22 protein-coding genes are annotated in these 25674 nt (G+C 55.2%); 18 read left to right on the top strand and 4 right to left on the bottom strand.

What is annotated here, in order from left to right; all coding sequences use genetic code 11:
• The first annotated feature begins 257 nt into the window (after positions 1 to 257).
• From AC0IW7_RS13175 to AC0IW7_RS13115, 13 genes are all read left to right on the top strand, one after another.
• Positions 258 to 539 (top strand): hypothetical protein, encoded by a 282-nt coding sequence (locus AC0IW7_RS13175; protein ID WP_471818540.1) that lies wholly within the window; start codon positions 258 to 260, stop codon positions 537 to 539.
• A gap of 143 nt (positions 540 to 682) precedes the next feature.
• A complete protein-coding gene (locus AC0IW7_RS13170; protein WP_471818539.1) occupies positions 683 to 2359 on the top strand; it encodes a DUF1302 domain-containing protein in 1677 nt (558 codons plus the stop codon).
• A 12-nt stretch (positions 2360 to 2371) separates the two neighbouring features.
• Positions 2372 to 3760, top strand: a complete 1389-nt coding sequence (locus AC0IW7_RS13165; protein WP_471818537.1) for a DUF1329 domain-containing protein — start codon at positions 2372 to 2374, stop codon at positions 3758 to 3760.
• Between the two features lie 123 nt (positions 3761 to 3883).
• Positions 3884 to 4975, top strand: a complete 1092-nt coding sequence (locus AC0IW7_RS13160) for a WD40/YVTN/BNR-like repeat-containing protein (RefSeq protein WP_471818535.1) — start codon at positions 3884 to 3886, stop codon at positions 4973 to 4975.
• Positions 4976 to 5081: 106 nt separating this feature from the next.
• Entirely contained in the window at positions 5082 to 7478 is a 2397-nt protein-coding gene (locus AC0IW7_RS13155; protein WP_471818693.1) for an efflux RND transporter permease subunit, read from the top strand.
• 31 nt (positions 7479 to 7509) lie between these two features.
• Complete coding sequence (locus AC0IW7_RS13150; RefSeq protein ID WP_471818534.1) at positions 7510 to 7659, top strand: hypothetical protein; 150 nt, start codon at positions 7510 to 7512, stop codon at positions 7657 to 7659.
• A 94-nt stretch (positions 7660 to 7753) separates the two neighbouring features.
• The gene (locus AC0IW7_RS13145; RefSeq protein ID WP_471818532.1) at positions 7754 to 8344 is read left to right on the top strand and encodes a malonic semialdehyde reductase; all 591 of its coding nucleotides are present in this window, start codon (positions 7754 to 7756) and stop codon (positions 8342 to 8344) included.
• Positions 8345 to 8447: 103 nt separating this feature from the next.
• The gene (locus tag AC0IW7_RS13140; RefSeq protein WP_471818530.1) at positions 8448 to 9431 is read left to right on the top strand and encodes a fumarylacetoacetate hydrolase family protein; all 984 of its coding nucleotides are present in this window, start codon (positions 8448 to 8450) and stop codon (positions 9429 to 9431) included.
• Positions 9432 to 9442: 11 nt separating this feature from the next.
• A complete protein-coding gene (locus tag AC0IW7_RS13135; RefSeq protein ID WP_471818528.1) occupies positions 9443 to 10453 on the top strand; it encodes an NAD-dependent epimerase/dehydratase family protein in 1011 nt (336 codons plus the stop codon).
• The gene (locus tag AC0IW7_RS13130) at positions 10440 to 11225 is read left to right on the top strand and encodes a cyclase family protein (RefSeq protein WP_471818526.1); all 786 of its coding nucleotides are present in this window, start codon (positions 10440 to 10442) and stop codon (positions 11223 to 11225) included. Before AC0IW7_RS13135 ends, AC0IW7_RS13130 begins: the two co-directional genes overlap by 14 nt.
• Positions 11226 to 11388: 163 nt before the next feature.
• On the top strand, positions 11389 to 12123 hold the full coding sequence (locus tag AC0IW7_RS13125; RefSeq protein ID WP_471818524.1) for a glutathione S-transferase family protein: 735 nt from the start codon (positions 11389 to 11391) through the stop codon (positions 12121 to 12123).
• A 43-nt stretch (positions 12124 to 12166) separates the two neighbouring features.
• Positions 12167 to 13810 (top strand): arylsulfatase, encoded by a 1644-nt coding sequence (locus AC0IW7_RS13120; RefSeq protein WP_471818691.1) that lies wholly within the window; start codon positions 12167 to 12169, stop codon positions 13808 to 13810.
• 125 nt (positions 13811 to 13935) lie between these two features.
• Complete coding sequence (locus tag AC0IW7_RS13115) at positions 13936 to 14727, top strand: cache domain-containing protein (protein WP_471818523.1); 792 nt, start codon at positions 13936 to 13938, stop codon at positions 14725 to 14727.
• A 936-nt stretch (positions 14728 to 15663) separates the two neighbouring features.
• On the opposite strand, the gene AC0IW7_RS13110 is transcribed toward AC0IW7_RS13115, so the two are convergent.
• Positions 15664 to 16335, bottom strand: a complete 672-nt coding sequence (locus tag AC0IW7_RS13110) for a TetR/AcrR family transcriptional regulator (RefSeq protein WP_471818521.1) — start codon at positions 16333 to 16335, stop codon at positions 15664 to 15666.
• Between the two features lie 128 nt (positions 16336 to 16463).
• On the opposite strand from AC0IW7_RS13110, the gene AC0IW7_RS13105 reads away from it, so the two are divergent.
• Positions 16464 to 17252, top strand: coding sequence for an SDR family NAD(P)-dependent oxidoreductase (locus AC0IW7_RS13105; protein ID WP_471818519.1), 789 nt, complete (start codon positions 16464 to 16466; stop codon positions 17250 to 17252).
• 340 nt (positions 17253 to 17592) lie between these two features.
• On the opposite strand, the gene AC0IW7_RS13100 is transcribed toward AC0IW7_RS13105, so the two are convergent.
• The gene (locus AC0IW7_RS13100) at positions 17593 to 18102 is read right to left on the bottom strand and encodes a winged helix-turn-helix transcriptional regulator (RefSeq protein ID WP_471818517.1); all 510 of its coding nucleotides are present in this window, start codon (positions 18100 to 18102) and stop codon (positions 17593 to 17595) included.
• 134 nt (positions 18103 to 18236) lie between these two features.
• On the opposite strand from AC0IW7_RS13100, the gene AC0IW7_RS13095 reads away from it, so the two are divergent.
• Positions 18237 to 18533 carry a hypothetical protein gene (locus AC0IW7_RS13095; protein WP_471818515.1) on the top strand — a complete coding sequence of 99 codons (297 nt, stop codon included), beginning with the start codon at positions 18237 to 18239 and terminating at the stop codon, positions 18531 to 18533.
• Positions 18526 to 19860 (top strand): DUF1329 domain-containing protein, encoded by a 1335-nt coding sequence (locus tag AC0IW7_RS13090; RefSeq protein WP_471818513.1) that lies wholly within the window; start codon positions 18526 to 18528, stop codon positions 19858 to 19860. Before AC0IW7_RS13095 ends, AC0IW7_RS13090 begins: the two co-directional genes overlap by 8 nt.
• 364 nt (positions 19861 to 20224) lie before the next feature.
• Here AC0IW7_RS13090 and AC0IW7_RS13085 read toward each other — a convergent pair whose 3' ends face one another.
• A complete protein-coding gene (locus AC0IW7_RS13085) occupies positions 20225 to 21154 on the bottom strand; it encodes an AraC family transcriptional regulator (protein WP_471818512.1) in 930 nt (309 codons plus the stop codon).
• Positions 21155 to 21482: 328 nt separating this feature from the next.
• Between AC0IW7_RS13085 and AC0IW7_RS13080 the strand changes: the two genes are divergently transcribed.
• Both AC0IW7_RS13080 and AC0IW7_RS13075 read left to right on the top strand, forming a co-directional pair.
• Positions 21483 to 22508 carry an alpha/beta hydrolase gene (locus AC0IW7_RS13080; protein WP_471818510.1) on the top strand — a complete coding sequence of 342 codons (1026 nt, stop codon included), beginning with the start codon at positions 21483 to 21485 and terminating at the stop codon, positions 22506 to 22508.
• 143 nt (positions 22509 to 22651) lie between these two features.
• Positions 22652 to 23200 carry a YbhB/YbcL family Raf kinase inhibitor-like protein gene (locus tag AC0IW7_RS13075; RefSeq protein ID WP_471818508.1) on the top strand — a complete coding sequence of 183 codons (549 nt, stop codon included), beginning with the start codon at positions 22652 to 22654 and terminating at the stop codon, positions 23198 to 23200.
• A 48-nt stretch (positions 23201 to 23248) separates the two neighbouring features.
• On the opposite strand, the gene gspD is transcribed toward AC0IW7_RS13075, so the two are convergent.
• A complete protein-coding gene (gene gspD, locus AC0IW7_RS13070) occupies positions 23249 to 25507 on the bottom strand; it encodes a type II secretion system secretin GspD (protein WP_471818506.1) in 2259 nt (752 codons plus the stop codon).
• Between the last annotated feature and the right edge of the window lie 167 nt (positions 25508 to 25674).

Raw genomic sequence — 25674 nt, 5'->3', positions numbered from 1 at the left:
GCACCCCTTCGGAGCTAGCGGATTTCCGTTGTTTTTTTCGCCGCCTGCCGCCTCAGATCGCTCGGATGCAGAGCTTAATCAGCTCTGCATAAGTGCCCAATCTATAGTCCACCAGCTACCGCTTTCAGCGATACATCACATCCCTACAAGCGATTTCCCAACCTCATCCAATTCCTACAAGCTCCCTCCCAACACGACATCGGCGCTTCTGATTTTGATCCGGAACGCCAACTGATCGTAGGAACGTGGAGCTAATAATGAACAAAGAATCCATGCAGCCGTCCTCTCGTTTGGACGCTATTTTTTCCGTGAAAACTTCCTGTGTGCTCGCCCCGGTTGCGCGGTTTTTCTATGCCGAAAACCCTCGCCGCGGCGCCGAAGCAAGCCCGTTTCCCGAGCCCTCCAGTATTTGCAAAGTGGAGCGTGTTCGAGGCGCAACGTTGGCTGCCATTTCCTCATGCAAGCGAACAACTTTTTTGGGGCTCTCCGATAAAGCCTTCCCCGGCTCTCGTTCGGCTGCAGCCCCTTTTTTCTCCTAGCAGATCTATCTGAGCACATCGGGCGGGCACGCGTGCAGCAACAACGCGCGCTCGGTGTGCAGGGAAAGCCGCGTCGAGCTTTGGGCTAGGCGGTTGATTAAAAAGTGCTGACACGAACAAAAATAATAAAGAGGGTTACATAGATGGCTACTCGCAAAACTGCGGCCTTGCGGTGCGCACCTTTCACTCTGACGATGGCTGCCAGCTTAGTGCTGGGGTTGCCCGTCGCGCAGGCGTTTCAAGTCGATACCGGTAATCCCGACTTCAATTTGCGTTGGGATAACACTGCCAAATACAGCGCCGCTTGGCGCACAAAAGATCAAAGCAGCCGACTCAGCGAAAGTGCTGTGGCTCGCAACCAGGACGACGGCGATCGCAGCTTCGATAAGGGGCTGATCTCCAATCGCTTGGATATCCTCTCCGAGCTCGATTTGTCGTTCAAAAATATGGGTGCCCGTGTCAGCGGTGCCGGCTGGTATGACACGGTCTATCAGGACGACAACGATAACAACGCAGCCCGCGCCAACCAGCGTTCGGTGGCCTACGACGAGTTCACTGATGACACTCGCCACCTGCATGGCGGTGACGGCGAACTGTTGGATGCATTTGTATATTGGAACGGCGATATCGCTGATCACGCGACCTCCGTGCGTGTCGGTCGCCATGGTTTGATCTGGGGCGAAAGCCTGTTCTTCGGCGCTAACGGTATTGCCGGTGGCATGGCCCCGGTGGATGTGGTGAAAGCACAGTCCGTACCCAACACTCAGTTCAAAGAAATCACGCGCCCTGTCGAGCAGCTTTCCACCACGTTCCAGCTTACGGATGCGATCTCCCTGGGCGCGTTCTACCAGCTTAAGTGGGAAGAAACGCGTCTGGCCGGTGCCGGTAGTTACTTCTCCACGAGTGACACCCTGGGTGAGGGCAACGAGCGTCTGATCGTCGGCGCTCCGTTCCCGGCTTTTCTGGGCGGCAACCCGGACAGTCCGGCTGCGTTCTACCACGGCAAAGACAAGGATGCGAAAGACTCGGGGCAGGGCGGCCTGCAACTGAAGTACGCCGGTGAAAACGTTGACTACGGTCTGTACGCCATCCAGTACCACGACAAAACGCCGAAGTTGTACCTGAAGCCTGGTACCGGTGCGCCGGACTTCAGCAGCGGCAAGATCGGTGATTACTACTGGGTTTATCCGGAAGACATCCGGGCACTCGGCGCAAGTTTCTCCACCACGATGGATGAGTACAGCTTCGCGGGTGAAGCATCGATGCGCTGGAACATGCCGCTGATCTCGGGATCGGGCACCGTGTTGCCGGGCATTGATGCCGACAACGACGACGACCCGTTGTATGCGGTTGGCCGTACGGCTCACGTCAACCTCAACGTGCTCGCTTCCTTCGGCCCTAACTTCCTTGCAAAAGAGTCCGGCCTGGTCGCTGAGATCGCGTGGAATCGCCTGCTGAGCGTGACTAAAAACCGCGACCGGCTCGACCCCAATGCCACCGATGACGCGGTCGGTTTAAAGATGGTTTACACCCCTACCTACCGCCAGTTGTTCTCCGGCGTGGATATCAGCATCCCGGTTGGCTTGAGCTACTTCCCGATGGGTAAATCCGCAATGGTCAGCTCGTTTGGCCCGAACAAGGGTGGCGATATGAACATCGGCATCACTGCGACCTATCTGGACCGTGTAACAGCCGGTCTGACCTACACGCACTTCTATGGCCCTGAAGACACCACTCTCAATTCGGCCAACCAATTCAATTACAAACAATCGTTGAAGGACCGTGATTACGTGGCCTTCTCCGTCAAGACCACGTTTTAAGAGGACTTGCGCATGACAACTCAAATAAAAAATAGAGCGTTCACGCTCAAAGCCTTGTGCTTCGCCGTGCTCAGTACCCTGGCTATTTCCAGCCAAGCCGTTGTCGCTGCCACTGCCGAAGAGGCTGCCAAGCTTGGTACCAGCCTTACTCCATTGGGCGCAGAGCGCGCCGGCAATGCCGATGGCAGCATTCCTGCTTGGGACGGCGGTTACACCAAAGTTGACCCGGCCTATAAACCGGGTGGTAAACGACTGGATCCGTTCGCTGCTGATAAACCGTTGCTTAGCATTACCTCGAAGAACCTCGCGCAGTATGCAGACAAGCTCACCGACGGAACCAAGGAGATGTTCAAGCGCTACCCAGACACGTATCGCGTCGATGTATATCCGACGCGCCGCAGTGCTGCCGCCCCGCAATGGGTATATGACAACACCCTGAAAAACGCGACCCGCGGCAAGCTGGTCGACAGCAACGCTGGCCCAGTCCCTCAAGGGGCCTACGGTGGTATCCCTTTCCCGATTCCACAGAACGGCGCTGAGGCGATGTGGAACCACCTGCTGAGTTGGCGCGGTGTTTCGGTTTCCATGCACATCCGCCATTACCTGATGACCGCCGATGGCAACCAGGTTCTGACCACTGAAGGTCAGGCCATCCAGGAAATGCCGTGGTACTACCAGGACGGCACGCCAGAAACCTTTACCGGTGATTACTGGCTGTTCCGTTTGCTGAACGTGGGGCCACCTATTCGCGCCGGTGAGCAGATCATGGGCCGTACCAACGTCAATGGCGAACTATCGCAAGCGCACGTTTACCTGAGTGGCCAGCGCCGCGTTCGCAAACTGCCGAACGCATGCTGCGATACGCCTACACCGGCAACCGCAGGCGTGATGTCGTTTGACGAATTGAACGTGTTCCAGGGGCGCATGGATCGCTTCAACTGGAAGCTGGTGGGTAAGAAAGAGATGTACATCCCTTACAACACCAACAAAGCGCTGACAGCGAGCAAACCAGAAGACCTGTTTTCCCCGCACCACATGAACCCCGACCAGATGCGCTGGGAGCTTCACCGCGTGTGGGTGGTGGAGGCGGAGCTGGCACCGGGCAAACGTCACCAGCTGCCGAAGGGTCGTTACTACCTCGATGAGGACACTTGGCAAGCCGTGCTGGGCGACCGCTGGGACGCTAACGGCCAACTGGCTAAAACGCTCTGGTCGCTGCCCTACGTCATGCCAGATGTACCCGCCGTTGCCCAAGCCACTGCCGGCTTCTATGACCTGAATTCTGGCGCCTGGTTTATTCAGAGCGTGTATGCCGGTATGGCAGATCAATACCGCATCGTAGATCGATACAAAACAGCAGAGTTTTCACCCGCGGCCATGGCCGGTGCTGGTGTTCGTTAATACCGGCACCTGGTCTGGCGTAGCCCAACGCATTTGCAGCAGAACGCTGCGCGTTGGGCTACGAGAGTTGAGCTTTAACGGGCTGCTTCGCCAGCCCCTTTAAATGTTTTCTCGAGGTTGGGAATGAACAGAATTTGTTTGGCAGGACGGCTGTTGTGGCTGATGGCTTTGCTGCCGTTGAGCTTTGCTGATGCTGCCGTTGTGGCTGATGTGTTGAACACGCCAGCTATACAAGTACCCCAAGCTCAGCGCTCGGTAATTTTGGATCTAGCTCGTGCCGACAGTCGCCTGGTGGCTGTTGGAGAGCGCGGTATCGTTCTGCTTTCCGATGATAACGGCACTACTTGGCGTCAAGCCGAGGTGCCCGTCTCTGTCAGCCTTACTGCGGTGCAGTTTGTCGATGCCAAGCGGGGCTGGGCGGTTGGGCACGCCGGTGTTGTATTGGCGAGCCAGGATGGCGGTGAGCATTGGGCTCTACAGTTAGAGGGCAACAAGGCCGCGCAGCTGGAACTGGATGCAGCCAGGCAGCAAATGGACGCTGCTACCGACAAAGATCTGGCTGAAGTAAGGATTCAGGCGGCAGAGCGCTTCGTCCAAGACGGTGCGGATAAGCCATTCCTTGCTTTGCAGTTCACCGACGCGCAACACGGTTTGATTGTTGGAGCCTATGGCTTGGCGTTCGGTACCGATGATGGCGGTGTTACTTGGCATTCGGTCGTAGGGCAGGTTGAAAACCCCACTGGCCTGCATCTTTACGCTATTGCGCGACAAGGCGAGCACTGGGTTTTGGCGGGCGAACAAGGCTACTTGGCTCGCTCGGATGACGCAGGCAAAACCTTCAAACAACTCGCCAGCCCCTATGAAGGCAGTTTCTTCACTCTACAAATCGGTGATGACGGCACATTGCTGGCCGCCGGTTTGAAGGGCAACGCCTTTGTCTCCTCCGATCAGGGCGAAAGCTTCAGTGCGGCACCTGTCCCCATGCCGGTTTCCTTTAGCGATGCCGTACGTACCGCGGATGGCCAGCTGTTGCTGGTAAACCAGGGTGGGGCGATGTTCCGCACCGGCGCAAAAGCGGCCGCTTTGACCCTATACGGCAAGCCATTGGGCATGCCCGTCGCCAGTGTTGTTGAAGCTGCTGACGGCAGCTTGGTGCTGGCTGGTTTCACCGGCGTGCTGCGTGTAACACCGTCTGCCGCTATTGCTTCGGAGTGAGTTTATGAAGTCTTTGGAAAATTCTCTTTCCAACCAATCCGAGGCGAGCCAAGCGTCGGCGAGCCTGGCTAATTTCGACCCACGTTCTGGGTCGGTGGTAGAACGCATGCTGTTCAATCACCGGTTCTGGGTGTTGTTAATTTGCGTGCTGACCACATTGGTTCTTGGCTACCAGGCCACTCGCGTGGAGTTGAACGCCAGCTTCGAGAAGATGATCCCCACGCATCATCCCTACATCGCCAACTACCTGGAAAACGAAAAGCAGCTGACCGGTTTGGGCAACGCACTGCGCATCGTAGTGGCCAACAAGCAAGGCGACATCTACGACGCGCAGTACCTGAAAACACTGCAAGCGTTGAGCGACAAACTCTACCTGTTGCCAGGTGTTGACCGCGCCTTTATGAAATCCCTGTGGACGCCAGCAACGCGCTGGGTGGCCGTGACCGAAGAGGGACTGGACGGTGGCCCCGTCATTCCTGATGACTACAGTGGCAATCCAAGCAGCCTGGACGAACTGCGTCGAAACGTGCAGCGCTCCAATGAGCTGGGGCAGTTGGTCGCGTTCGACCAAACCTCGAGCATCATTTATGTGCCGTTGCTGGCCACAACACCAGACGGCAAGCCGTTGAATTACTCGGCACTGTCTGACCAACTGGAGGCCCTGCGCAGCGCCTATCAGAGCGACAAGGTGGAAATTCATATCACCGGTTTCGCCAAGAAAGTCGGTGACCTGATTGCGGGCCTCAAACAGATTCTGATGTTTTTCGCCGCAGCGATTCTGATCACGACTGCCGTGTTGTATTGGTACACCCGTTGCCTGCGCAGCACCGTTTTGGTGGTGTTCTGTTCGCTGGTGGCGGTGGTCTGGCAGTTGGGATTACTACCGCTGTTGAACTACCAGTTGGATCCCTATTCCGTATTGGTGCCGTTCCTCGTATTCGCCATTGGCATGAGCCACGGCGCGCAGAAAATGAACGGCATCATGCAAGACATTGGCCGCGGTATGCACCGTGTGGTCGCGGCTCGCTTCACCTTCCGCCGTTTGTTTCTAGCGGGCCTGACAGCACTCCTATGTGACGCCGTAGGGTTTGCTGTGCTGATGATCATCAAGATCCAGGTGATTCAGGACCTCGCCGTTATTGCCAGCATCGGCGTCGCCGTGCTGATTTTCACCAACCTGATTCTTCTGCCCGTTCTGCTTTCCTATGTCGGGGTAACGCCACGTGCCGCACAACTGAGCCTAAAGAGCGAACAAGCGGAAAACACGGGACAGCGTCGTCATGGGTTCTGGCGCTTCCTGGATCTTTTTACCCGCCGTCGCTGGGCCAGTCTGTGCATTGCAATCAGCCTTGCCCTGGCGGCACTGGGTTTTATTGTCAGCCTGCAGCTGAAAATTGGCGATCTGGATGCCGGCGCTCCCGAACTACGCGCCGACTCGGTGTACAACCAGGACGATGCGTTTCTCACTCGCCATTACGGTGCGAGCAGTGACTTGTTTGCGGTGATGGTGAAAACCCCAGCAGGTAGTTGTACGCGCTACGACATCCTGGCCAAAGTCGACAAACTCGATTGGCAGCTGCGCTCGCTTCCTGGGGTGGATTCGACCAACTCGTTGGCGCTGCTGAACCGCCGCATGTTGGTGGGGCTGAGTGAAGGAAGCGCCAAATGGTACGACCTGCAGAACAACCAAGCGACGCTCAACATGATCACCGCCAGTGCGCCGCGCGGGTTGTACAACGAAGATTGCAGCCTGCTGACGCTCTACGCCTACCTCACCGACCATAAGGCCGAGACCCTTACTCGCTTGGTCGAGCAAGTGGAAACCTTCGCGGCGACCAACAACACCGATGAGGTGCAATTTCTCCTTGCCGCCGGTAATGCCGGCATCGAAGCGGCGACCAATATTGTGGTCAAGCAAGCCAACCGCGAGATGCTGTTTTGGGTCTACGGTGCGGTAATCCTGCTCTGCCTGATTACCTTCCGCTCCTGGCGCGCCACGCTCTGTGCGGTGATTCCGCTGATGCTGACCTCCATTCTCTGCGAAGCCCTGATGGTCTGGCTGAACATCGGTGTGAAGGTTGCCACGCTCCCGGTAATCGCCCTCGGCGTCGGCATTGGCGTGGATTACGCGCTCTACGTTATGAGCATCCTGCTTGGCCATCTGCGCCAAGGAGCGAGTCTGTCCGAGGCCTATTACCGGGCACTCGTGTCCACGGGCAAGGTGGTGATGCTCACGGGCATTACCTTGGCCATTGGCGTGGCAACCTGGATTCTCTCGCCGATTAAGTTCCAAGCCGATATGGGCGTGCTGTTGGCCTTTATGTTCGTGTGGAACATGGTTGGCGCCTTGGTTCTTCTGCCTGCGTTGGCGTACTTCTTGTTGCCGGCAAGCCGGACTGAGGTCAGTGCGCAAGACAGAACCACGCCAGAAGCCGCTGCTGTCACCCAACCAAAACCCCAACGCGAGCCTGTGCAGCCAACCATGAGCCGGTCTGTCAGCTAAGGCGTTCGTGCGCCCGACGAGAGGAGCGCCTATGTCCATCATCCGCCGTCTTACCGATTTTTGGTTCGAGGGAATGTGTCGCTACGGCGCTGCGATCTGTGCCGCGGAGATTCATCAGATTGAGGTGATGGAGAACAGTAAGGCGGGGCAGGGGGCTGCCTCTTGGGGAATACAGGATTAACGAATGGCCATTGTTCACACAGTGGCCTCTGGAAAATGACGACCTGGACGGCAGAGAGATAGCTGTTCTGCATGAGGTCAGAGGGATTTCGCACATGTCTTCTGCTTTGGATTCGACCGCACTTGACCAGCTTTTCTTCAAAGCCAGGTCGCATAACGGCTGGCTCGACACGCCGGTCCACGATGAGTTGTTGCACCAGCTGTACGACACGCTGAAACAGGGGCCGACGAGCAACAACTGCTGTCCCGCGCGCTTTGTATTTGTGCGCAGCGCGGCGGCCAAACAACAGTTGCTCCCCGCGTTGAAGGGGCATAACGGCGAGAAGATGCTGGAGGCGTCAGTCACTGTGATCGTCGCTTACGACTCGCAGTTTTATGAGCATCTGCCTGAGCTTTTTCCCGCTTACGACGCGGCAGCTCCTTATCGAGCAAACGCTCAGCTAGCGGCCGTCGCAGCGCTGCGTAACGGCAGTTTGCAAGGCGCCTACCTGATGCTCGCGGCGCGCGCACTTGGCCTTGATTGCGGGCCGATGTCGGGCTTCGACAATTCGATGGTAGACGAGACGTTCTTTGCGGACGGTCGCTGGAAAAGCAATTTCCTATGCAGCCTTGGCTACGGAGATGCCCAGCGCCTGCGTCCTGCCGGTCCACGCCTGACCTTTGAACAGGCCTGCACGTTGGCCTGATGCTGGGTTTGTACTGCTGATAAGTGAGCGGCAGGTGCCCCGCAAAACGGTTGGTTCTAAAAGAGAGGCCCGGCCTCGACATAAAAAGCTTAGGAGCTGCGAAATGAAACTAGCAACGCTAAAGGACGGGAGCCGGGATGGCCGCTTGGTGGTGGTTTCTCGTGATTTAACCCGAGCAGTTTCAGCGGCGCATATCGCCTCCACTTTGCAGATCGCGATTGAAAACTGGTGGGGCATTGAGCCGGAGCTACGGGGGCTTTATCAGGAGCTCAACGATGGCACTGCCGAAGAAAGCTTCGAATTTGACCCGTCAGCCGCCATGGCGCCGCTGCCGCGAGCTTATCAGTGGTGTGACGGTTCGGCCTTTTTGAGTCACGGCAATTTGATGGAAAAAGCTTTCAACATCGAGCCTATTGAAGGCGCCGACGTGACACCGCTGATGTACCAGGGCGCTGGCGATGATTTCATTGGCGGGCGCGACGATATCGCCCTACCCAGCGAAGCTCAGGGCATCGACTTCGAAGGTGAGTTCGTGGTGTTGGTCGACGATGTTCCGCTGGGCTGCTCGGCAGATCGAGCCGCCGAGCACATCAAGTTGGTGTTGCAGATCAACGACGTCAGCCTTCGTGCGTTGGCGCCTCGCGAAATGAAAACGGGCTTTGGTTTTTTACAGGCCAAGCCCTCATCGAGCTTCGCCCCGGTTGCGGTCACGCCCGACGAACTGGGCGATGCCTGGGCAAACGGGCGAGTGAACCTGCCGCTTCAGGTGGAATGGAATGGTGAATGGTTTGGCAATCCGCACGGGCAGGCCATGCACTTCAGCTTTCCTCAGCTTATCGCTCATGCAGCGTTAACCCGCCGCCTTGGCGCCGGGACGCTTATCGGCTCCGGGACCGTGTCGAACGATGATCGCAGTGTCGGTTCAGCCTGTATTTCCGAGCGCCGAGCCATCGAGATGATCGAGCATGGCGCGCCCAAAACCGGCTTTATGCGTTTTGGCGACCGTATCCGCATGGATGTTGTAGGCAGCGACGGCCTCTCGGTGTTCGGCGCCATCGATCAACGCATCGTCTCGGCATCTGTGTAAGGGAGCGCGACATGCGGGTATTGGTCACAGGCGCAAACGGCTTTATCGGTCGCTTACTGGTTACGCATTTGCTGCGTGACGGCGTGGTAGGCGGCCAACCGATTAGCGCTCTGCTGTTGCTCGACAAGGAGCTGTCCGGATTTCCCGAAGACCAACGCCTTCGTCTCCATCGCGGCGACATCGGTGAGCTCCCGGTTATTCGGCGACTGTTGGCTGATGGCATAAATGTGGTTTTCCACCTGGCCAGCATTCCCGGCGGCCTGGCCGAGGAAAACTACCCCGTGGGCTATCAGGGCAACCTGCTGGGAAGCCTGGAGCTGCTCAACCAGCTGCGCTGCATGCGCGTTGCTCCGGTGTTCGTTTACGCCAGCAGTGTGGCGGTGTACGGCGGCCCATTTCCGGCGCGGATGGACGAAGCCACAGAACCTAATCCGCTGATGAGCTTTGGTGCTCACAAGCAGATGATCGAGATAGCCATCAATGACCTCGCCCGTCGTGGCGAGGTTGATGGGCGAGTGGTTCGCCTGCCCGCGATTGTGGCCAGACCGTCCGGGCCCAGCGGCTTTCGCTCGGCATTTATGAGTGATTTGTTGCGCGCGTTTGCCAACGGGGAGCGCTATCAATGTCCGGTTTCCCCTCAGGCAGGCGCCTGGTGGATGTCGGGGATTTGCTGCGTGGAGAACCTGCTCATAGCCGCCGAATTGGAAACGTCGGCCTTGGGTAAACAGCGTGTCTGGCAGTTGCCCGTACTGCGCCTATCCATCGCACAGATCATGGATGCCCTGGCGGCCGCTTTCGGTGAGGACAGACGCGCCCTGATCGACTTTGCACCAGACGCCGAGCTCGAGCGGCTTTTTGCATCTTTCCCCGCTATGAAAACCCCGGTCGCCAAGTCCCTTGGCTTTCGCCATGACGGCACTGCCGCAGCCCTGATTCGTAACGCCCTCAATCCATCGCCTTGCGCACGTCGTACTCGTGCGTCGAAGGCAGAATCGCGAGTGACTACCGATGAAATCAACTAAACGCCGCCTGGTGGACCTCTCCGTTACACTGGACAACAACCCTTACACCGACCCGCCACCTCTGCTGCCGAAAATCGACTACATCGACCATCAGCAAGGCTGGCCAGAAATGGCTGCGATGTTTCCCGGTCTCTCGATAGACCAAATGCCCGGCAACGAGTCCTGGGCGGCTGAGCGTCTACAAATCACTACCCACAGCGGCACCCATATGGATGCCCCTTGGCATTACGCGTCCACCACGGACGGCGGGAAGCCCGCATTTGGCATTGATGAGTTGCCGCTGGAGTGGTGTCTGCAGCCTGGCGTGAAATTGGATTTCCGCCACCTGCCCGATGGCCATGTGGTGACTGCAGCTGAGATCGAAGCCGAACTGGCCCGTATCGGTCATGCACTTCAGCCGCTGGACATCGTCCTGGTGAACACCCGCGCCGGCGCGTTGTTCGGCCAGCCAGGTTACCTGGATGCAGGAGTGGGTATTGGTCGTGAGGCAACGCTGTATTTGCTCGAGCGAGGCGTGCGCGTAGTCGGTACCGACGCCTGGAGCTGGGACGCGCCTTTCAAGTTCACCCGTGAACGTTTTGCCGCCGACGGTGACGCCTCGATTATCTGGGAAGGCCATAAGGCTGGGCGTGACATCGGATACGGCCAGATGGAGAAGCTTTCGAACCTGGAGACGCTACCGGCCAGTGGATTCGAGGTGTCTTGCTTCCCTTACAAGATCAAGCACGCCTCAGCCGGTTTTGTTCGCGCCGTCGCAATTTTCGAGGAGTGACGCTCCGGCGTTGACCTTGGGGCCTGAGGGCAGGGCGGCACTATTCGTTTTTGCCCGCGTGTTTCCAACGTTGTTGGTCTCGAAAGGCACGTGGGCTTTTTATTTTTCACGCCACGCATAGTGCCTGAAGGCAGGTGGCAGTTAGCCGATTTGGAGATGGTTTATGAGTGGTCTCGAACTTTACAACGCAGGCATTTCAACCTGCAGCCAGCGCGTCCGTTTTGTTTTGGCCCATAAAGGGCTGGCGTACTCCGATGTGCGCATTCGTTTGGAACGTGGTGAGCATCTGACCCCGGAATATTTGGCAATCAACCCCAATGGTCTGGTGCCTTCTCTGGTACATGACGGCCGCCCCATTGTCGATTCCACGGTGATTAACGAGTACCTGGAAGAGCTGTTTCCGGAAGTTGCCCTGATTCCGAAAGATGCTTATGAACGTGCGCAGATGCGCGCTTGGGTGCAATACCTGGATGAAGTCATGACTCCAGCTATTCGCTATCCATCCTTCCAGAAATTCTTCGGGGGAGGGTTGCGCGCCATGGAGCCGGAGCAACGCCAAGCGTTCGCGAGTCGCCTGCCATTGCGTAAGCACTTCGCATTGGAAGTGGGCCCAGAAGGGTTTGCGCAAAACAAACTGGACGACGCAATGGAGCGGATCGAACAGTCGCTGGAGCGTATGGAGGCGGCGCTTGGCAAGACGCAATGGATCGCCCATGACGACCTGACTCTGGCAGACATCGCCATGATGCCCAGCATTGTTCGCCTCGAAGACTTGGGGCTTGCCTCGCTGTGGGCCGACCGCCCTAACGTCACCGCGTGGTACGCGCGACTGCAAGCCCTCCCGGCGTTTGCAGCGGCTTATTCGCCCGGTTCTCGACTGGGCGCCGGTGCCAACTAAGGTCTTTCTGCCCATGAGCTCGACGAAACGAAAAGGTGTGGGAATGCGCTATAGCCGGTTGATGTGCAGCGTTTTGTTTGGGGCATTTGTGCACGGGTCAGCGAGTGCTGCGCCGACGGATCGGCCCAATATTTTATTGATACTGGCGGACGATCTCGGCTACTCCGATCTGGGAAGTTTTGGTGGAGAGATCAAAACACCGACCCTGGACCAACTGGCCGCTGATGGCTTGAAAATGACCGGCATGTACGCGTCCCCCACCTGCTCGCCGTCGCGCTCGATGATGATGTCGGGTACGGACCACCATCTAGCTGGATTGGGGACCATGGCGGAGGCGCTGCAGCCTTTTCAAACGGGCAAACCTGGTTATGAGGGTTACCTGAATCGCAACAGCTACTCGATCGCCGAGTTACTTAAGGCCGGTGGTTACCACACCGCGATGGTAGGCAAATGGCACCTGGGCTTGGAACCGGAGCAAGGGCCGGCGGCACGGGGTTTCGAGAAGTCCTTCGCGCTATTGGAAGGAGGGGCTTCGCACTTCAAACCCGCCAGCGAAGATCCCACCAGAATTGAGCAGGTGAACTTTCGCGAAAACGGCCAGCCGGCCGTGCTACCGGATGATTTTTACTCGACTGATTTCTATACCGACAAGCTCATCAGCTACCTGAAAAATAACCGAAAAGACGGCAAGCCCTTTTTTGCCTACGCGGCCTACACGGCCCCGCACTGGCCACTTCAAGCGCCCGACGCCTATCTGGACAAGTACCGCGGGCAATACGACAAAGGCTACGACAGCATTCGTATGGCCCGTATCGAGCGGATGAAAAAGCTCGGCCTGTTGCCGGCGGACTTCAGCCCCGCCCAGCCACTGCCTGGCACGCCACAGCTGCCAAACTGGGCCCAATTGAGTCCTGAGCAGAAGCAGCTTGAAAGTCGGAAGATGGAGATTTACGCCGCCATGGTCGACAACCTCGACCACAACATCGGGCGATTGGTTGAGTACCTGCGCGAGAGCGGCCAGTACGACAACACGCTTATTGTGTTCATGTCCGACAATGGAGCCGCTGGCGAGAATCACACGTTGTTCTATCCCGCAGGCCCACGTACCGACAATAGCTACGCCAACTTGGGGCGACGGGGCTCCCAGATCGACTACGGTCCGCGTTGGGCCGAGGTGAGCGCCGCCCCATTCCATCTGTTCAAAGGCACTACGGCAGAGGGCGGTATCAGCGTGCCTGCCATTGTGCACCTGCCTACATCGCAGGCTCGCCGGGGCGTAGAGAACGGAATTGCCCGAATTGATGATTTGGCTCCGACCTTCCTCGAGCTGGCAGGGCTACCTATGCCAAATGAGCCTGGCATGAACCCGATTACAGGCAAGTCGATCCTTTCCATGCTGACAGGGAATGCAGGGCCGCACAGCAACGGGCCGTTGGCAGGCGAGCTGTTTGGCAACACCTATTACCGCGACGGAAGTTTCAAGTTGTTGGGCATGCGCCCGCAGGTCGGTATGGGCGCACCGCCACAGCCGCTGCAATGGCAGCTGTTCGATATCGCCAAGGACCGTGGGGAAACCCGCGATCTCTCCGCCCTGCAGCCTGAAACCGTACAGCGCATGAAAGACGCGTGGCAGGCCTACGCCAAGCAGGTGGGTGTGGCGTTTCCCCCTGTCTCCGGCACGAAGTGAGTGGTAGGAGGAGGGCGGCTCGACGTCGTGTTTACCAAGCAGTTTTTAAATCTGGAGTTAGAGACATGCAAATCGCTAGGTTTGTAGGGCTGGTAATGGCGTGTTGGCTGCTCGCAGGCCAACCCATGACCGCTTCCGCTGCCGACAGCCCTGAAGGGGAACGCGCACAAAAGCTACTGAGCAGTGCCGTGGAGTATTACCGCGTTCAAGGTGATGCCGCGTTAGCTGCATTTAGCCGACAGGGGGAGTTCGTTGATGGCGAACACTATGTGTTTGTGGTGGATACCCACGGAACGATGCTGGCCAGCGGAGGCACGTCTGCCGTGCTGATTGGACGTGATGTGTCCAAAACCCTGGAGCCGGAGTTGCGTAAGGCGTTTGCAGACGCGTTGGCCTCGCCGGAAGGAAAGGTAGGCACAGCGGAGTACCGCTGGATGAATGCGCGCGACGGACGCATTGAGCGCAAGCACGTGTACTACCAACGCGTCGGCGATCGTGTTTTCGCTGTCGGCCAGTACATTCCTCGCGCCTCACCCAAACAGGCAGAGGAACTGTTGGATAAGGCCGCTGCGGCACTTGCCAAAGATCCCCAGAGCGCAATCCGTTCAATCAACGATTTGTCGACGAGCTTTCGGGAGGACGACTTGTACGTGTTCGTGATTGACCTCAACACCCGTCGTTACGTAGCGCATGGCTACAACCTGCGTCTGGTGGGCGTCGACTTCGCCACCATCAAAGACCCAGAGGGAAAACCCGTTGGCGCTCCAATTATTGCCTTGGCCAAGCAGAGCCAAAGCGGCGGATATGACTATCGCTGGAGAAATCCTGTGACCGGGAAGGTGGAGGATAAACATGCCCTGTTTCAAAGGGCAGGTAAGTACCTGGTCGCCGTTGGCTATTACCTGAAACCGCGCTGAGAACAGGCTGCCGCCCTGCGAAACCTACGCAATTGACACCACTGACTGACCGAGTGTTGCGCTCGGGCAGATCAGCGATTGTTTTTGGAAAACTATGTATGACTCCTGATGGAACTAGGGAGGGTACTTTTTCCAACTCCTGACGCAGCCCTGCCACGGGAGTTTTTTACAGCAGGTGGTGTGACGCGTTCCACGGCGTTAGTTGCACTGCCTAAACGAGGGCTGCGTCTGTAGCCCTCTGCTGTCGGTGAGCACTTCACAAGAGTGCCGCCGTTTTTAACCTTCGCGCCTGCCTGATGGTTGTTGCTACCCGTGACGATCCAGATGGCCCCGGACTCGCGCTTGCGTGTCCGGTACGGCGCCATCGCATGGACTAAAACAAACAAGTGATTGCGTAAATGTACATCCGCTTACTGCTTACCCTGCTAACAGTGCTGCTTACTGGTTCTTTCGGGAGCACTTTACCGAAAGACATTCAGGCTATGCGTATCGAGCCGTTTAGAATGTGCAACAACCTATGGGTTTACTGCAAACCTAAGAGTTGCGGAGGAGAACATTTTGACCGTTACCATAAAGCCTCCCAGCAACTACGGACTTGGTGGGCCGAGCGCAAGATATCTTGGAGAGAGCGGGTAATACTTGCTCGACAAGGCCAAAGAGTTAAAAAGCCGACCCTCCAGCAACGCCGTGTACTATCTAGGCAGGATCGCAAAGGACTTGAATAACATCGCCACTAAGAATGGCTCGAGTTAGGGCAGGAATCAGAATTGAGGTCTTGTTACCGCAACAGCGGTCTCTGTTTTTCCCCGGTGTTATCTATGCGGCAGAGCCACGGCCGCACTTGGGAAATCGGGACCATTTCCTGATTTCCTTCTCGCAATTGTAACATCCCAACACTTTTATCTGGCCGAAGGGAAAGTGAGCAATCCGGTAGCTTTATTCTCGAGCGCCAGCCGAAATCATACCGTTCATTATCGTAATTAAAGAACCGCACAAATCCTGCTCAAAGCTGTATTTCAGACTTTTGAGTTCAGGAAGCTCGACCGCGCGTGCTGCATCGGCTACAGGATTGCTCAAGGGCCAAAGGCCTATCATAAGGGGTAGGGCATGGCGTAAGAGCTGTTCGTACTGCGCTTCGGAAAGCGTGGGTGCATATGTGTGAAACGCTCTCGCCGTATCTATTCTGGCAATCAACAACTGGCGTTTGAACTCCACAATTCGTTCCATCGAAACGTTTCGCTCGAGAATGGCCGGCATTATGCTCGTGAGCCGGCAAAGCAACCGTCTAGCCGATACGGTTGAAGAAAAGCATAGAGCTATTTGGGCAGGCGTGCGCTCAGCATCTCGGTTTTCCGATAACTTTTCCAAGAGGTCTGTATACCAACCCATGCATTCCTGTACTAGCAAGTCCATCAACACCGCCTCACTGCTTTCGTAATAGCGATAGACGTTTGATTTTGTCATCTGGGCCTGACGTGCCAACTCGTTGATCCCCAGATCTATGGCGGAGGGGTCTTTGCATAACATTTCTTTCGCCGTAGTCAGCAAAAGGGTACGTTTTTCCTGCTTTTGTTCAGGGGAGCGCGCTCGGGAGGTGGCAGGTGTCATGAGGTTTACATTTCCGCTTGATTGGAGACCATTGGTCTGCTAGCTTGGAGACCAATGGTCTTTTAATGCAGTAAGCGTTAGATGTTACCCCGTCGATGCACCTTGATTCCATCTCAAAGGACACTCTTATGACAAACGCGAACGATCAAAGCTGGGTTCTTATTACAGGAGCTTCCAGCGGATTTGGAGAGGAGTTCGCACGGCAATACGCAGCCCGAGGATATGGCCTAGTGCTCGTCGCGCGTCGAATCGATCGGTTGGAAGCGCTCTCTTCGACACTGAAAAGCGAATTCGGTGTGGAGGTAATGGTAGAACAAGTTGACCTTTCGAATTTAGAAGCCGTATGCCAACTTCATGCGCAACTCTGCGACAAAGGAATTATAATAGATACCCTCATAAACAATGCCGGCAGTGGATTGCAAGGCATCTTTCTTGATACGCCCGTGAGCAGCGTGTGGGAAATGTTGCAATTGGACATAGTAAGCCTGACCACTTTGACTCTCTTATTCGGAGGAGACATGCGCAAGCGAGGGAGGGGCAAAATATTGCTTGTTGCGAGTCTTTTATCTCACTTCGGCGTTGAGAATATGGCTGCATACGGAGCAGCCAAAGCGTATGTGCTTCGCCTAGGGGAAGCGCTGCATCGGGAGTTTAATAAGGACGGTATAACGGTGACTTCACTCTGCCCCGGCATTTCCGACACAGGCTTTGCGCAAGCTGCAGGCATGAAAGTTACATTAGGGCTCAGGCTCTTAATGATGAGGCCTGCTCCGGTGGTCAAAGCTGGCATTCGCGCATTGCAAAAAGGGCGTATCAGCGTTGTTCCGGGTATTAGTAATAAACTAGCGGTGGCGTTCATCTGGGCAACCCCAAGATGGTTGCATCAGACCATGTTCTCGCGCGTAATGAACAGTTGATAGCTTTAAATTTTTTTACAAGTAAAACTCAAATTAGAGGTTTGGTCTTTCAGAACGGTGTTTCATTTCACTCAGGACGGTCGCCTACCGAGGCGTATCCGGTTAAAAAACTCACATTCGTCTTTGCATGCAAAGTCTAATAATCTGGCAATACAGGTTTGCTTCAGCGGCTGAAGTGGATTACGGCCTCCAACCACAACGTGGCTACGGGAACATCATCGACAAACCGTCGGCCACGCTTGGTTATCGCAACCTTTTATTTAGCAGAAAATTACCCTTAGTAAAGAATTCCTCTTCCATAATTCCGCCCAAACATCGGCCTGGGTCGGCGTACTAGGAGCTATTCGCGTGATGCGAGCTTCTGCTGAAATGCCTTCCGGGCTAGATCTAGTCGCTCAAGGGTTGCCTCGTCAGCGCCAGGTCCCGGCTGGAGACCTAAGTTTCTGAGCTCGACATGCTCGCCGTTGATATCTGTCAACTGAAGGGGAGCAATCGCTGCGCCGGTTTTCCTGTTAGTGGGAATGAGCGGAGGCCCTTCTGGAATCGGGTTCCATCTATCTCCCCATTGAAGCATGCCGATGATGATCACGTGTAGCGCCCGACCTTTGGAGGTCAGGGCATATTCGGTGCCGGTGCCCAAAGGTGTTTTGAGAATTATTTCATGCTCTTGGAGGAGCTTCAGGCGCTTGGACAGGATGCCCTTGGAGATCTCCAGATTGCGCTGAAAGTCATCGAATTTCGTAGTTCCCCACATAAGCTCGCGAATAATCAGCAGGTTCCACCAGTCGCCTAGTACGTCTGTGGACCGGGCGATTGAACAATTGCGGTTTTCGAAGGTAACTCTTTCCATGGGTGAAGTCTCCGGACGGGGCGGCGCACTACCGCCGTCGTAAGAAAGATTTGACAGGTTCCATGATAGCACCTAAGTTGGCCGCGCAGAGGTTCTGTTATAGAACCTCAAGGCGATCACTTTGAGGTCTATCTATGATCAAGCATCTTCTGGCCGCGTCGGCCGTTTCCCTTGCCGCAGCCGCACATGCAGCACCGCATGAGCGCTGCGTTACTAATGAGCTGGACAACAGCCTGATAACTGCAGATTTGGCTCTCGCAGTGGGCAATTGTCATTTAGAGCGATCTGATCAAAAAGTCGAAGGTATTTCGGCACTTGAATATGCGCACAGTTGGTACAGCGAGGCGGTGAGGCTGGGCTCCAGCGAAGCGCGAAAACGCCTGGATCTGGTTGAGAATAAGCTGGCGCAAGAAGGTCAATCTCATGACTAAGCCAATCGCCCTTTCACAATTGATAGCTGTCTTGACCGTCTCATTCACGCTCACCGCGCAAGCGGACAAGTACACGCCGCTAGGTGCCGAAGCTTCAGCTAATGCAGATGGTTCTATTCCCGAATGGACCGGTGGTTTCAATCGCGGCATAAGCTGGAACGACATTCCTAAACAATTTGTGGATCCCTTTGCCAACGATCGGGTTAAGTTTTCCATCGACGCAAAAAACTACAGAACGTATAGCGATAACCTAACGCCAGGGCAGATCGAGCAATTGCGCCGAAATCCGGACGGCTATCGCCTTAACATTTATGAAACCAGACGCACTGCCAGGTATCCCGAACACGTTTACGCGTCAGCGCTCAAAAATGCGAAGACCGCAAAATTAGCATCAGGTGGCAACGGGGTTGACGACTATGAGGGTTACGTTCCCTTTAGCCATCCCCAAAGCGGGGTGGAGGTTCTCTGGAACCACTTCATGCGATACCGAGGCGGTAGCCTGTTGCGTAAGCATACACAGGTGATTACACAGCCGAACGGCTCGTTCAGTGAGGTGCAGTTGGAGGACCGAGCCGCCTGGCCAGAGAAGCTAGCCGGGTTCGACCCGGTGCGCGATGCCAACATCATGATTTTCTCAACCCAGGCTGTGACAGCGCCTGCCCGACTAGCGGGCAACATCCTGTTGGTGCAGGAAACCTTGGACCAAGTTAAACAACCACGCTTGGCTTGGCTGTATAACGCCGGGCAGCGGCGAGTACGACGCGCTCCGCAGGTCGCCTATGACGGTCCCGGCACCGCAGCGGATGGATTGCGAACCTCGGACAACTACGACATGTACACCGGTTCGCCTGATCGCTACGACTGGAAGCTAGAGGGTAAACAGGAAATTTATATTCCGTATAATAACTATCGCCTGACTAATCGTGAGCTTACCTCAGACAAGCTTATAAAGAAGGGCCACCTTGAGCCAGAATACCTCCGCTACGAAAAGCACCGTGTCTGGAAAGTGGTCGGTACGTTGAAGCCTGGTATGCGCCATATCTACGCCAAACGAGTGTTCTACGTCGACGAAGACACTTGGCAAATCGCCCTAGCCGAGCATTACGACAGCCGTGGGGAGCTGTGGCGCTTTTCAGAAGGGTTCCACGTTCAGTACGATTATGCCGACACGCCGTGGTATGCCGGTGAAGCCATTTATGACTTTACCAACGGACGCTACCTCGTGTTCGGGTTGATCTACAGCAGCTCTGAGCCCATCTCATTCGGCTTCGAGGCCAGTAGATCGGAGTTCACACCAGCTGCACTCAGAACACAGGGAATTCGTTGATCGTTCGCTTTTAAAAACTCCACTATTTGAGTTAGGCGGGCGGAGGCGGTCCTGCGTAACATTATGGAGTTGGTTTTCGAGGTCCATTCTACGCAGAGGTTGGCGCAAAATTTAGAGTCGTGGCGCATCTGGATAACGGTGCGCGCCATCTCGCCGGGTTAACCACGAGCTAAGGGGCCATACCTGGCGTCGAAGAAAACCTCCGAGGCGCCAACAGGTGGGCCTCTTACTTAAACCTAGTTTCCTTAAAGTGAAGTCCGGTACAGACTTAGCCAAGACGGATATAAACTGAAATGAGATTGTGGACACATATATTCGAAATCGGCCAAGGGCTACGAATGATGAGGAACCGACCTGGCAACGCCTAATTTTTAGATGTTTTATCTTTCTTCGGTACTGTCGTACGCAGCGTCGAGATGTCGCGCTTCGGCGATACTCCAAACAAACGGCTGTATTCTCGACTGAATTGTGACGGACTTTCATATCCAACTTTGAAGGCTGCAGTAGCACCATCTATATGTTCATTTAGCATCAACCGCTTCGCTTCATTCAAACGCAACCACTTTTGATATTGTAAAGGGCTCATCGCAGTCAGTCGGCGAAAGTGATGATGAAACGTAGGGGGACTCATCTGCACACGTTCAGCAAGCTTTTCGACACTGAACGGCTCGACATAATGCAGCTTCAGCCAATCGATTGCTTTTGCTATTCGGTATCCTTGCCCATCGATGGATACGACCTGGCGTAGTAAAGTCGCTTGATCACTTATCAGCAAGCGATAATGAATTTCGCGTTTTATCAAAGGCGCCAGGAAGGGAATCGCGTCAGGTTCTTCCATCAAATCGAGAAGTCGAACAAATCCTGCCAGCAAGTTTGGCGTGACGCCCCCAATACCAACCCCCGTTCCATTGAGTCGATCCCGTCTAGGCGGCAAGCTCCCCTGGGCGATTAGTTCGGAGACTATTTGGAGGTCAATCTTGAAGGTTAAACCTAAGCATGGGTTTTCCGTGCTAGCTTCCAATATTTCCGAATAAGCTGGCACATCGAGAGATGTGAGTAAGAAGCGAGACGGGTTGTAAGAGTAGTCTTCGCCCCCAACCCACATCCTCTTTTCCCCGCGCGCCACCAATACGACGCTGGGCTCGATCATACACATCGCAGGCGAAGACGCAGCTTCACGACGAAAAAAAGTCAACCCATCAATGGAGGTTGATACGTCTCCGAAAGCGACCTTAGCGTGAGCGCCAATAATTTCCGCCAATTTCTCAGCAAGTTTCTCATTTTCGGAGAGCATTTGGTGTCGGTACCTTGGTCTTGAGTAGCAAGCCTTAGTGTAACGGGATGTTCATTCCAGGCCAGGCGAAATTTCGCTGCTCATAGCAATAGGCAAGAAAACCAGCGAATTGCGTTAACGCCCATCGTTATGGCGCTGTGATGATGACATTCGTCGAATGAGGCGATTGCGCGTGCTGGTGGCTGGCCGGTAGCGGACGCCTCCTTCTAGCTGCTGCAAAGAGCTTCCATCCTCGACAGCGATTTTGGATAGCTGGTAAGAGACGGAACCGGAAGGCGCAGCGTAACGACACATGCGTACATTTCATTGGAAAATATAGGTGATAACTATGAGAAAGATTGCCCTAGCGCTGGCGTTGGCCGCCAGTTCATTTGCTGCCATGGGACAAGACATGTCTAACGGCGCGGACAACTTCTATAAAAGCGAGGAGGTGTCAGTTACAAAGGTAAGATTCAAGAATCAATACCAGATGGAAATTGTCGCTAATCTTTTTTTCCCGAAAAACATGGATAAAACAAAGAAGTATCCAGCGATTGTTGTGGGCCATCCCAACGGAGCTGTTAAAGAGCAAAGCGCAAATCTTTATGCCCAGAAATTAGCCGAGCAAGGCTTCGTTACTTTGGCGCCAGACCTATCTTTCTGGGGCGAAAGCGAAGGAGCCCGCAATGCGGTTTCTTCCGATATATATACAGAGGTATTCATGGCCTCTGTCGATTATCTAGGGACTCGTGACTATGTCAATAACTCTAGGATCGGCGCCTTGGGAATCTGTGGCAGCGGTGGCTATGTTATCAACGCCGCGAAGATCGATCCGCGTATGCGCGCTATTGCTACAGTAAGTATGTACGACATGGGCAGCGTAACTCGCAACGGCCTGAAACATTCTCAAACTGTGGAGCAGCGCAAGCAGTTCATCGCGGAGACTGCGAAACAGAGGTATGTCGAATTCCTGGGTGGCAAGAAAAAATATTCAGACGGCATGCTTGAGACATTGAGGCCCGACGCTAGCGCAATCGAGAAAGAGTTTTTCGATTTCTACCGTACGCCGCGCGGTCAGTATATCCCGAAAGGCTCCTCACTGTATGAAACCACCAATCGTCCAATTACGGCCGAAGTGAAACAAATGAATTTTTATCCGTTCAACGACATCGAGACAATTTCGCCTCGCCCAATGTTGTTCATTACCGGCTCAGAAGCACACTCTCGCGAGTTTAGCGAGGATGCGTTCAAGCTCGCTAGCCAGCCGAAAGAATTGGTGGTGATCCCTAACGCAGGGCACGTTGATCTGTACGATCGCACCGATTTAATTCCTTTTGAAAAACTGACTAACTTTTTTCAAAAGAACCTGAACTAATGTGAACGCGAACGGTTAATAGCCGTTCGCCTTATCACATATGTTGCCGCCAGTTGTGATTAATGGTTCAAGCACCCGTATTCTACCGGGCGCCGAGTGGCTCGCTTAGGCGTGCTCTTTACTTTATAAGCAGGTATTCCACCATGAATCGGGCAGTCGTTTTTGCAGCGTTGTCAGTCCTCTCCTTAACGTCATTTGCGCAAGATTTCAAACTCAAGAGCGAGGAAGTAGAAACTGGAGAACAGATAAGTGATGTTTATATGCAGAATGGTTCAGGTTGTTCCGGCAAGGACATTTCGCCAGGTCTTTCGTGGGCTGGCGCACCTGCTGAGACAAAAAGCTTCGCGATTACCATGTTTGATCCAGATGCGCCCACTGGAAGCGGATGGTGGCATTGGACCGTTGTTAATATTCCTAAAGACGTAAACGTGTTGCACGCAGACGCAGGTAACCGATCGGGTTTAAATTTGCCTCTCGGAGCCGTTCAAGGCAGGACTGATTTTGGCAGCCCTGGATATGGAGGCCCGTGTCCACCTGCTGGTGATAAGCCACACCGTTACCAATTTAAGATCTGGGCTCTGAAAGTGGATCACTTGCCAATCGACAAAGAATCAAGCGGTGCGTTGGTAGGCTACATGGTCCAACACAACAGCATTGCGAGCGCTGAACTAGTGCCAATTTCAGTACGATAAATAGGCTCTCTCGCACGCTTAAAGGCTCGGCGCTTGCGAGCCTAACAGCTATTCCTGACGGAGCGCCGAGACAGGTGTCTCGCCAGTCAGCAAACGCATTTGCTCTCGATAATCATCGGTAACTTGCCGGGCTTGATTCGTGTTGGTCACGACGCGAGGTGTGATCAACACGATCAGCTCTGTGCGGTCGCGCCCTTTTGAATTCGTTCCGAATAGCCATCCGAGACCGGGGATGTTTGCCAGCCCAGGCACCGAGCTTGAAGACTCGTTATTGTCTTGCTTGATCAACCCTCCAAGAAGAATGGTTTGCCCGCTTTGTACCGCAATTTGCGTGGATACCGCCCGAGTCGAGATCCGTGGGTTAGGCTGTGCAGCTGTGATGGCGCTGACATCGGCATCGCTAACCTGCTGTTGTATATCCATGTACACCAAGCCGCCCGGATTGATGCGCGGAAGAACGTCCAGAATGACCCCGGTTTGGACGTACTCAACACTGCTTAGTGTCGTATCCGAATTTGTGGTGTTAACAGTGGTTTGGCTGATCGGGATGTTATCGCCAACCTGAATTTGTGCTTGCTGGTTGTTAAGCACGACGAGTGAGGGGGAGGAAAGCACCTGGGTTAAGCCTCTAGTTTCTAGGGCCCGCAACGCCACTTGAAGATTGTCGCTGACGAAGGAGTAAAACAGCGAGCTATTGCCCAAGGCGACACCGCCGGCGCCCAGTGCGCCCTGACTGCCGGACGCATTTGCTACCGTCGTGCTCGCCGAATTCCCTGCCAAGCGCCCCAAGTACCACTGCACGCCCAGGTCTAACTCCCCGGTCAGTCTCACTTCGAGAATTCGTGTTTCTATCTGTACTTGAAGGGGCGGGTTGTCCAACCGCCTGATTGCCGTTTCTATTTCTTTCCATTGTGCAGGCCGAGTGCGAACCAGCAGTTGGTTGCTGCTTTTCTGCGCAGTGATTCGAACGGTTTGATCCAGACTCTTCACCGAGTTACCGGAAATCGCCTGCGTGTCGGAAGCTTCTTCCCCAACATCATCAGCCTGCTCAGCCTCGTCGCTCTCAAACCCGGGCGCATTAGTGCTGGCCAAGCCCAACCCTTCCTGAACACCATTTGCGCCGGCGGTGCCACCTGGGGACGACAGGGTGGCTGTGCGTAGGCCGGGTGCAACTTTCGCAGGTGCGTCTTCGGTTATCTGCCCGGTTCCATAAACCTGCCGCAGGTACTTGGCGAGCTCAGCAGCTTTAAGGTTTTTAACGTCGTAGACATACATCTGCGGCTCGTTGCCACCGCCCTCGTCAATGGTGCGGATCCACTCGCCGACCTCACGTAAATAGCCGGGCTGGGACGAAATGGCGACCACAGAATTGGTGCGCTCGTTGGGCATGAACTTGACCATGCTCCCCAGTGGCGAACCACTGTCTGGGCCGAAGATCTTTTGCAGCTGTGGCATCAGCTCCGCCACCGACGCGCGTTGCAGGCCATAAACGCTGATCGACATGCCTTTAAGCCAGTCCACGTCAAAGGTGTCGATGGTTTCCTGATAGTTTGCCAACTCGTCTGGCGTACCGGCGAGACTCAGCACGTTGCGCGCGGGGTCTACGAGAAGAAAGGCGCTCTCCCGTACAAACGGTTTGAGCAGCTTCTGCATCTCAGCAGCGCCGATGTAGCGCAGCGGATATAGGCGCGCCGAAAGCCCGCCTGGCGGCTGCGCGAGGCCCATCTCTGGCACAAGCTTGCCTGCCACCGCCTGGCTCGCAGGAAGCACGACGTAGCGATCCCCTTGCCGGATCATCGCGTTTTCGGTCCAGGACAAGAGGGTCTCCAGGATCGAAAGCGCCTGTTGTTTGTTAACGGGTTTAGACGTTGAAAAACTGACCGAGCCTTTGACGTCCTTGGAGATTGTGTAGTTTTCGTGGAGCAAGTCACCGAGCACGCTGTTGACCACGGCTTCGATGGGCTGATCGGTGAAGTTGAAAACAATATCTGCTTGCTCGGTCACCGCCGGCTGAGCCATGCGAGCAGGCTCGCGAATGAACTGCTGATTCCCCGTAATGATGTGTTTCTGGGGCGGCGATTGCGACGTTGTCTGGGGCGCGGCAGGCTCGCTTTGCGGCTCCCGATCCTCTACGAGTTTGGGTCTTTGATCGCCCGTTCCCGACAGCGCTTCGCTCATTAGAGAAGGATCGCCGACAAGCTTTTGCGCGGGAATGGAACAACCCTGCAGGCTGATCGCTACAGCCAGCCCGCACAGCGGGACTCGCAGCGAAGCGGCCGTAAATAAGGCATGTAATGGTTTTTTCATGGAAGACGCGCATCTGTATGAGGAGTGGCTGGAGCAGGGGGCGCTAACGGAAGGCGTGCTGCCGGAATCTGCACTATTTGGTCTTTACCTGACCGGGATAACGTGGCGCTGGTTGGGGTGATGTGGGTAAGCGTCCACCCACCTTCCAGCGTGACGCCTAACTTTGC

It is taken from the genome of Pseudomonas sp. AC229, assembly GCF_979254655.1.
This window is presented reverse-complemented; position numbering and strand designations above follow the sequence as displayed.

Bases quoted from the DNA above. Each gene is read 5' to 3' on its own strand.
- AC0IW7_RS13175 (WP_471818540.1), top strand. From the start codon at position 258: ATGAACAAAGAATCCATGCAGCCGTCCTCTCGTTTGGACGCTATTTTT.
- AC0IW7_RS13170 (WP_471818539.1), top strand. From the start codon at position 683: ATGGCTACTCGCAAAACTGCGGCCTTGCGGTGCGCACCTTTCACTCTG.
- AC0IW7_RS13165 (WP_471818537.1), top strand. From the start codon at position 2,372: ATGACAACTCAAATAAAAAATAGAGCGTTCACGCTCAAAGCCTTGTGC.
- AC0IW7_RS13160 (WP_471818535.1), top strand. From the start codon at position 3,884: ATGAACAGAATTTGTTTGGCAGGACGGCTGTTGTGGCTGATGGCTTTG.
- AC0IW7_RS13155 (WP_471818693.1), top strand. From the start codon at position 5,082: ATGCTGTTCAATCACCGGTTCTGGGTGTTGTTAATTTGCGTGCTGACC.
- AC0IW7_RS13150 (WP_471818534.1), top strand. From the start codon at position 7,510: ATGTCCATCATCCGCCGTCTTACCGATTTTTGGTTCGAGGGAATGTGT.
- AC0IW7_RS13145 (WP_471818532.1), top strand. From the start codon at position 7,754: ATGTCTTCTGCTTTGGATTCGACCGCACTTGACCAGCTTTTCTTCAAA.
- AC0IW7_RS13140 (WP_471818530.1), top strand. From the start codon at position 8,448: ATGAAACTAGCAACGCTAAAGGACGGGAGCCGGGATGGCCGCTTGGTG.
- AC0IW7_RS13135 (WP_471818528.1), top strand. From the start codon at position 9,443: ATGCGGGTATTGGTCACAGGCGCAAACGGCTTTATCGGTCGCTTACTG.
- AC0IW7_RS13130 (WP_471818526.1), top strand. From the start codon at position 10,440: ATGAAATCAACTAAACGCCGCCTGGTGGACCTCTCCGTTACACTGGAC.
- AC0IW7_RS13125 (WP_471818524.1), top strand. From the start codon at position 11,389: ATGAGTGGTCTCGAACTTTACAACGCAGGCATTTCAACCTGCAGCCAG.
- AC0IW7_RS13120 (WP_471818691.1), top strand. From the start codon at position 12,167: ATGCGCTATAGCCGGTTGATGTGCAGCGTTTTGTTTGGGGCATTTGTG.
- AC0IW7_RS13115 (WP_471818523.1), top strand. From the start codon at position 13,936: ATGACCGCTTCCGCTGCCGACAGCCCTGAAGGGGAACGCGCACAAAAG.
- AC0IW7_RS13110 (WP_471818521.1), bottom strand. From the start codon at position 16,335: ATGACACCTGCCACCTCCCGAGCGCGCTCCCCTGAACAAAAGCAGGAA.
- AC0IW7_RS13105 (WP_471818519.1), top strand. From the start codon at position 16,464: ATGACAAACGCGAACGATCAAAGCTGGGTTCTTATTACAGGAGCTTCC.
- AC0IW7_RS13100 (WP_471818517.1), bottom strand. From the start codon at position 18,102: ATGGAAAGAGTTACCTTCGAAAACCGCAATTGTTCAATCGCCCGGTCC.
- AC0IW7_RS13095 (WP_471818515.1), top strand. From the start codon at position 18,237: ATGATCAAGCATCTTCTGGCCGCGTCGGCCGTTTCCCTTGCCGCAGCC.
- AC0IW7_RS13090 (WP_471818513.1), top strand. From the start codon at position 18,526: ATGACTAAGCCAATCGCCCTTTCACAATTGATAGCTGTCTTGACCGTC.
- AC0IW7_RS13085 (WP_471818512.1), bottom strand. From the start codon at position 21,154: ATGCTCTCCGAAAATGAGAAACTTGCTGAGAAATTGGCGGAAATTATT.
- AC0IW7_RS13080 (WP_471818510.1), top strand. From the start codon at position 21,483: ATGAGAAAGATTGCCCTAGCGCTGGCGTTGGCCGCCAGTTCATTTGCT.
- AC0IW7_RS13075 (WP_471818508.1), top strand. From the start codon at position 22,652: ATGAATCGGGCAGTCGTTTTTGCAGCGTTGTCAGTCCTCTCCTTAACG.
- gspD (WP_471818506.1), bottom strand. From the start codon at position 25,507: ATGAAAAAACCATTACATGCCTTATTTACGGCCGCTTCGCTGCGAGTC.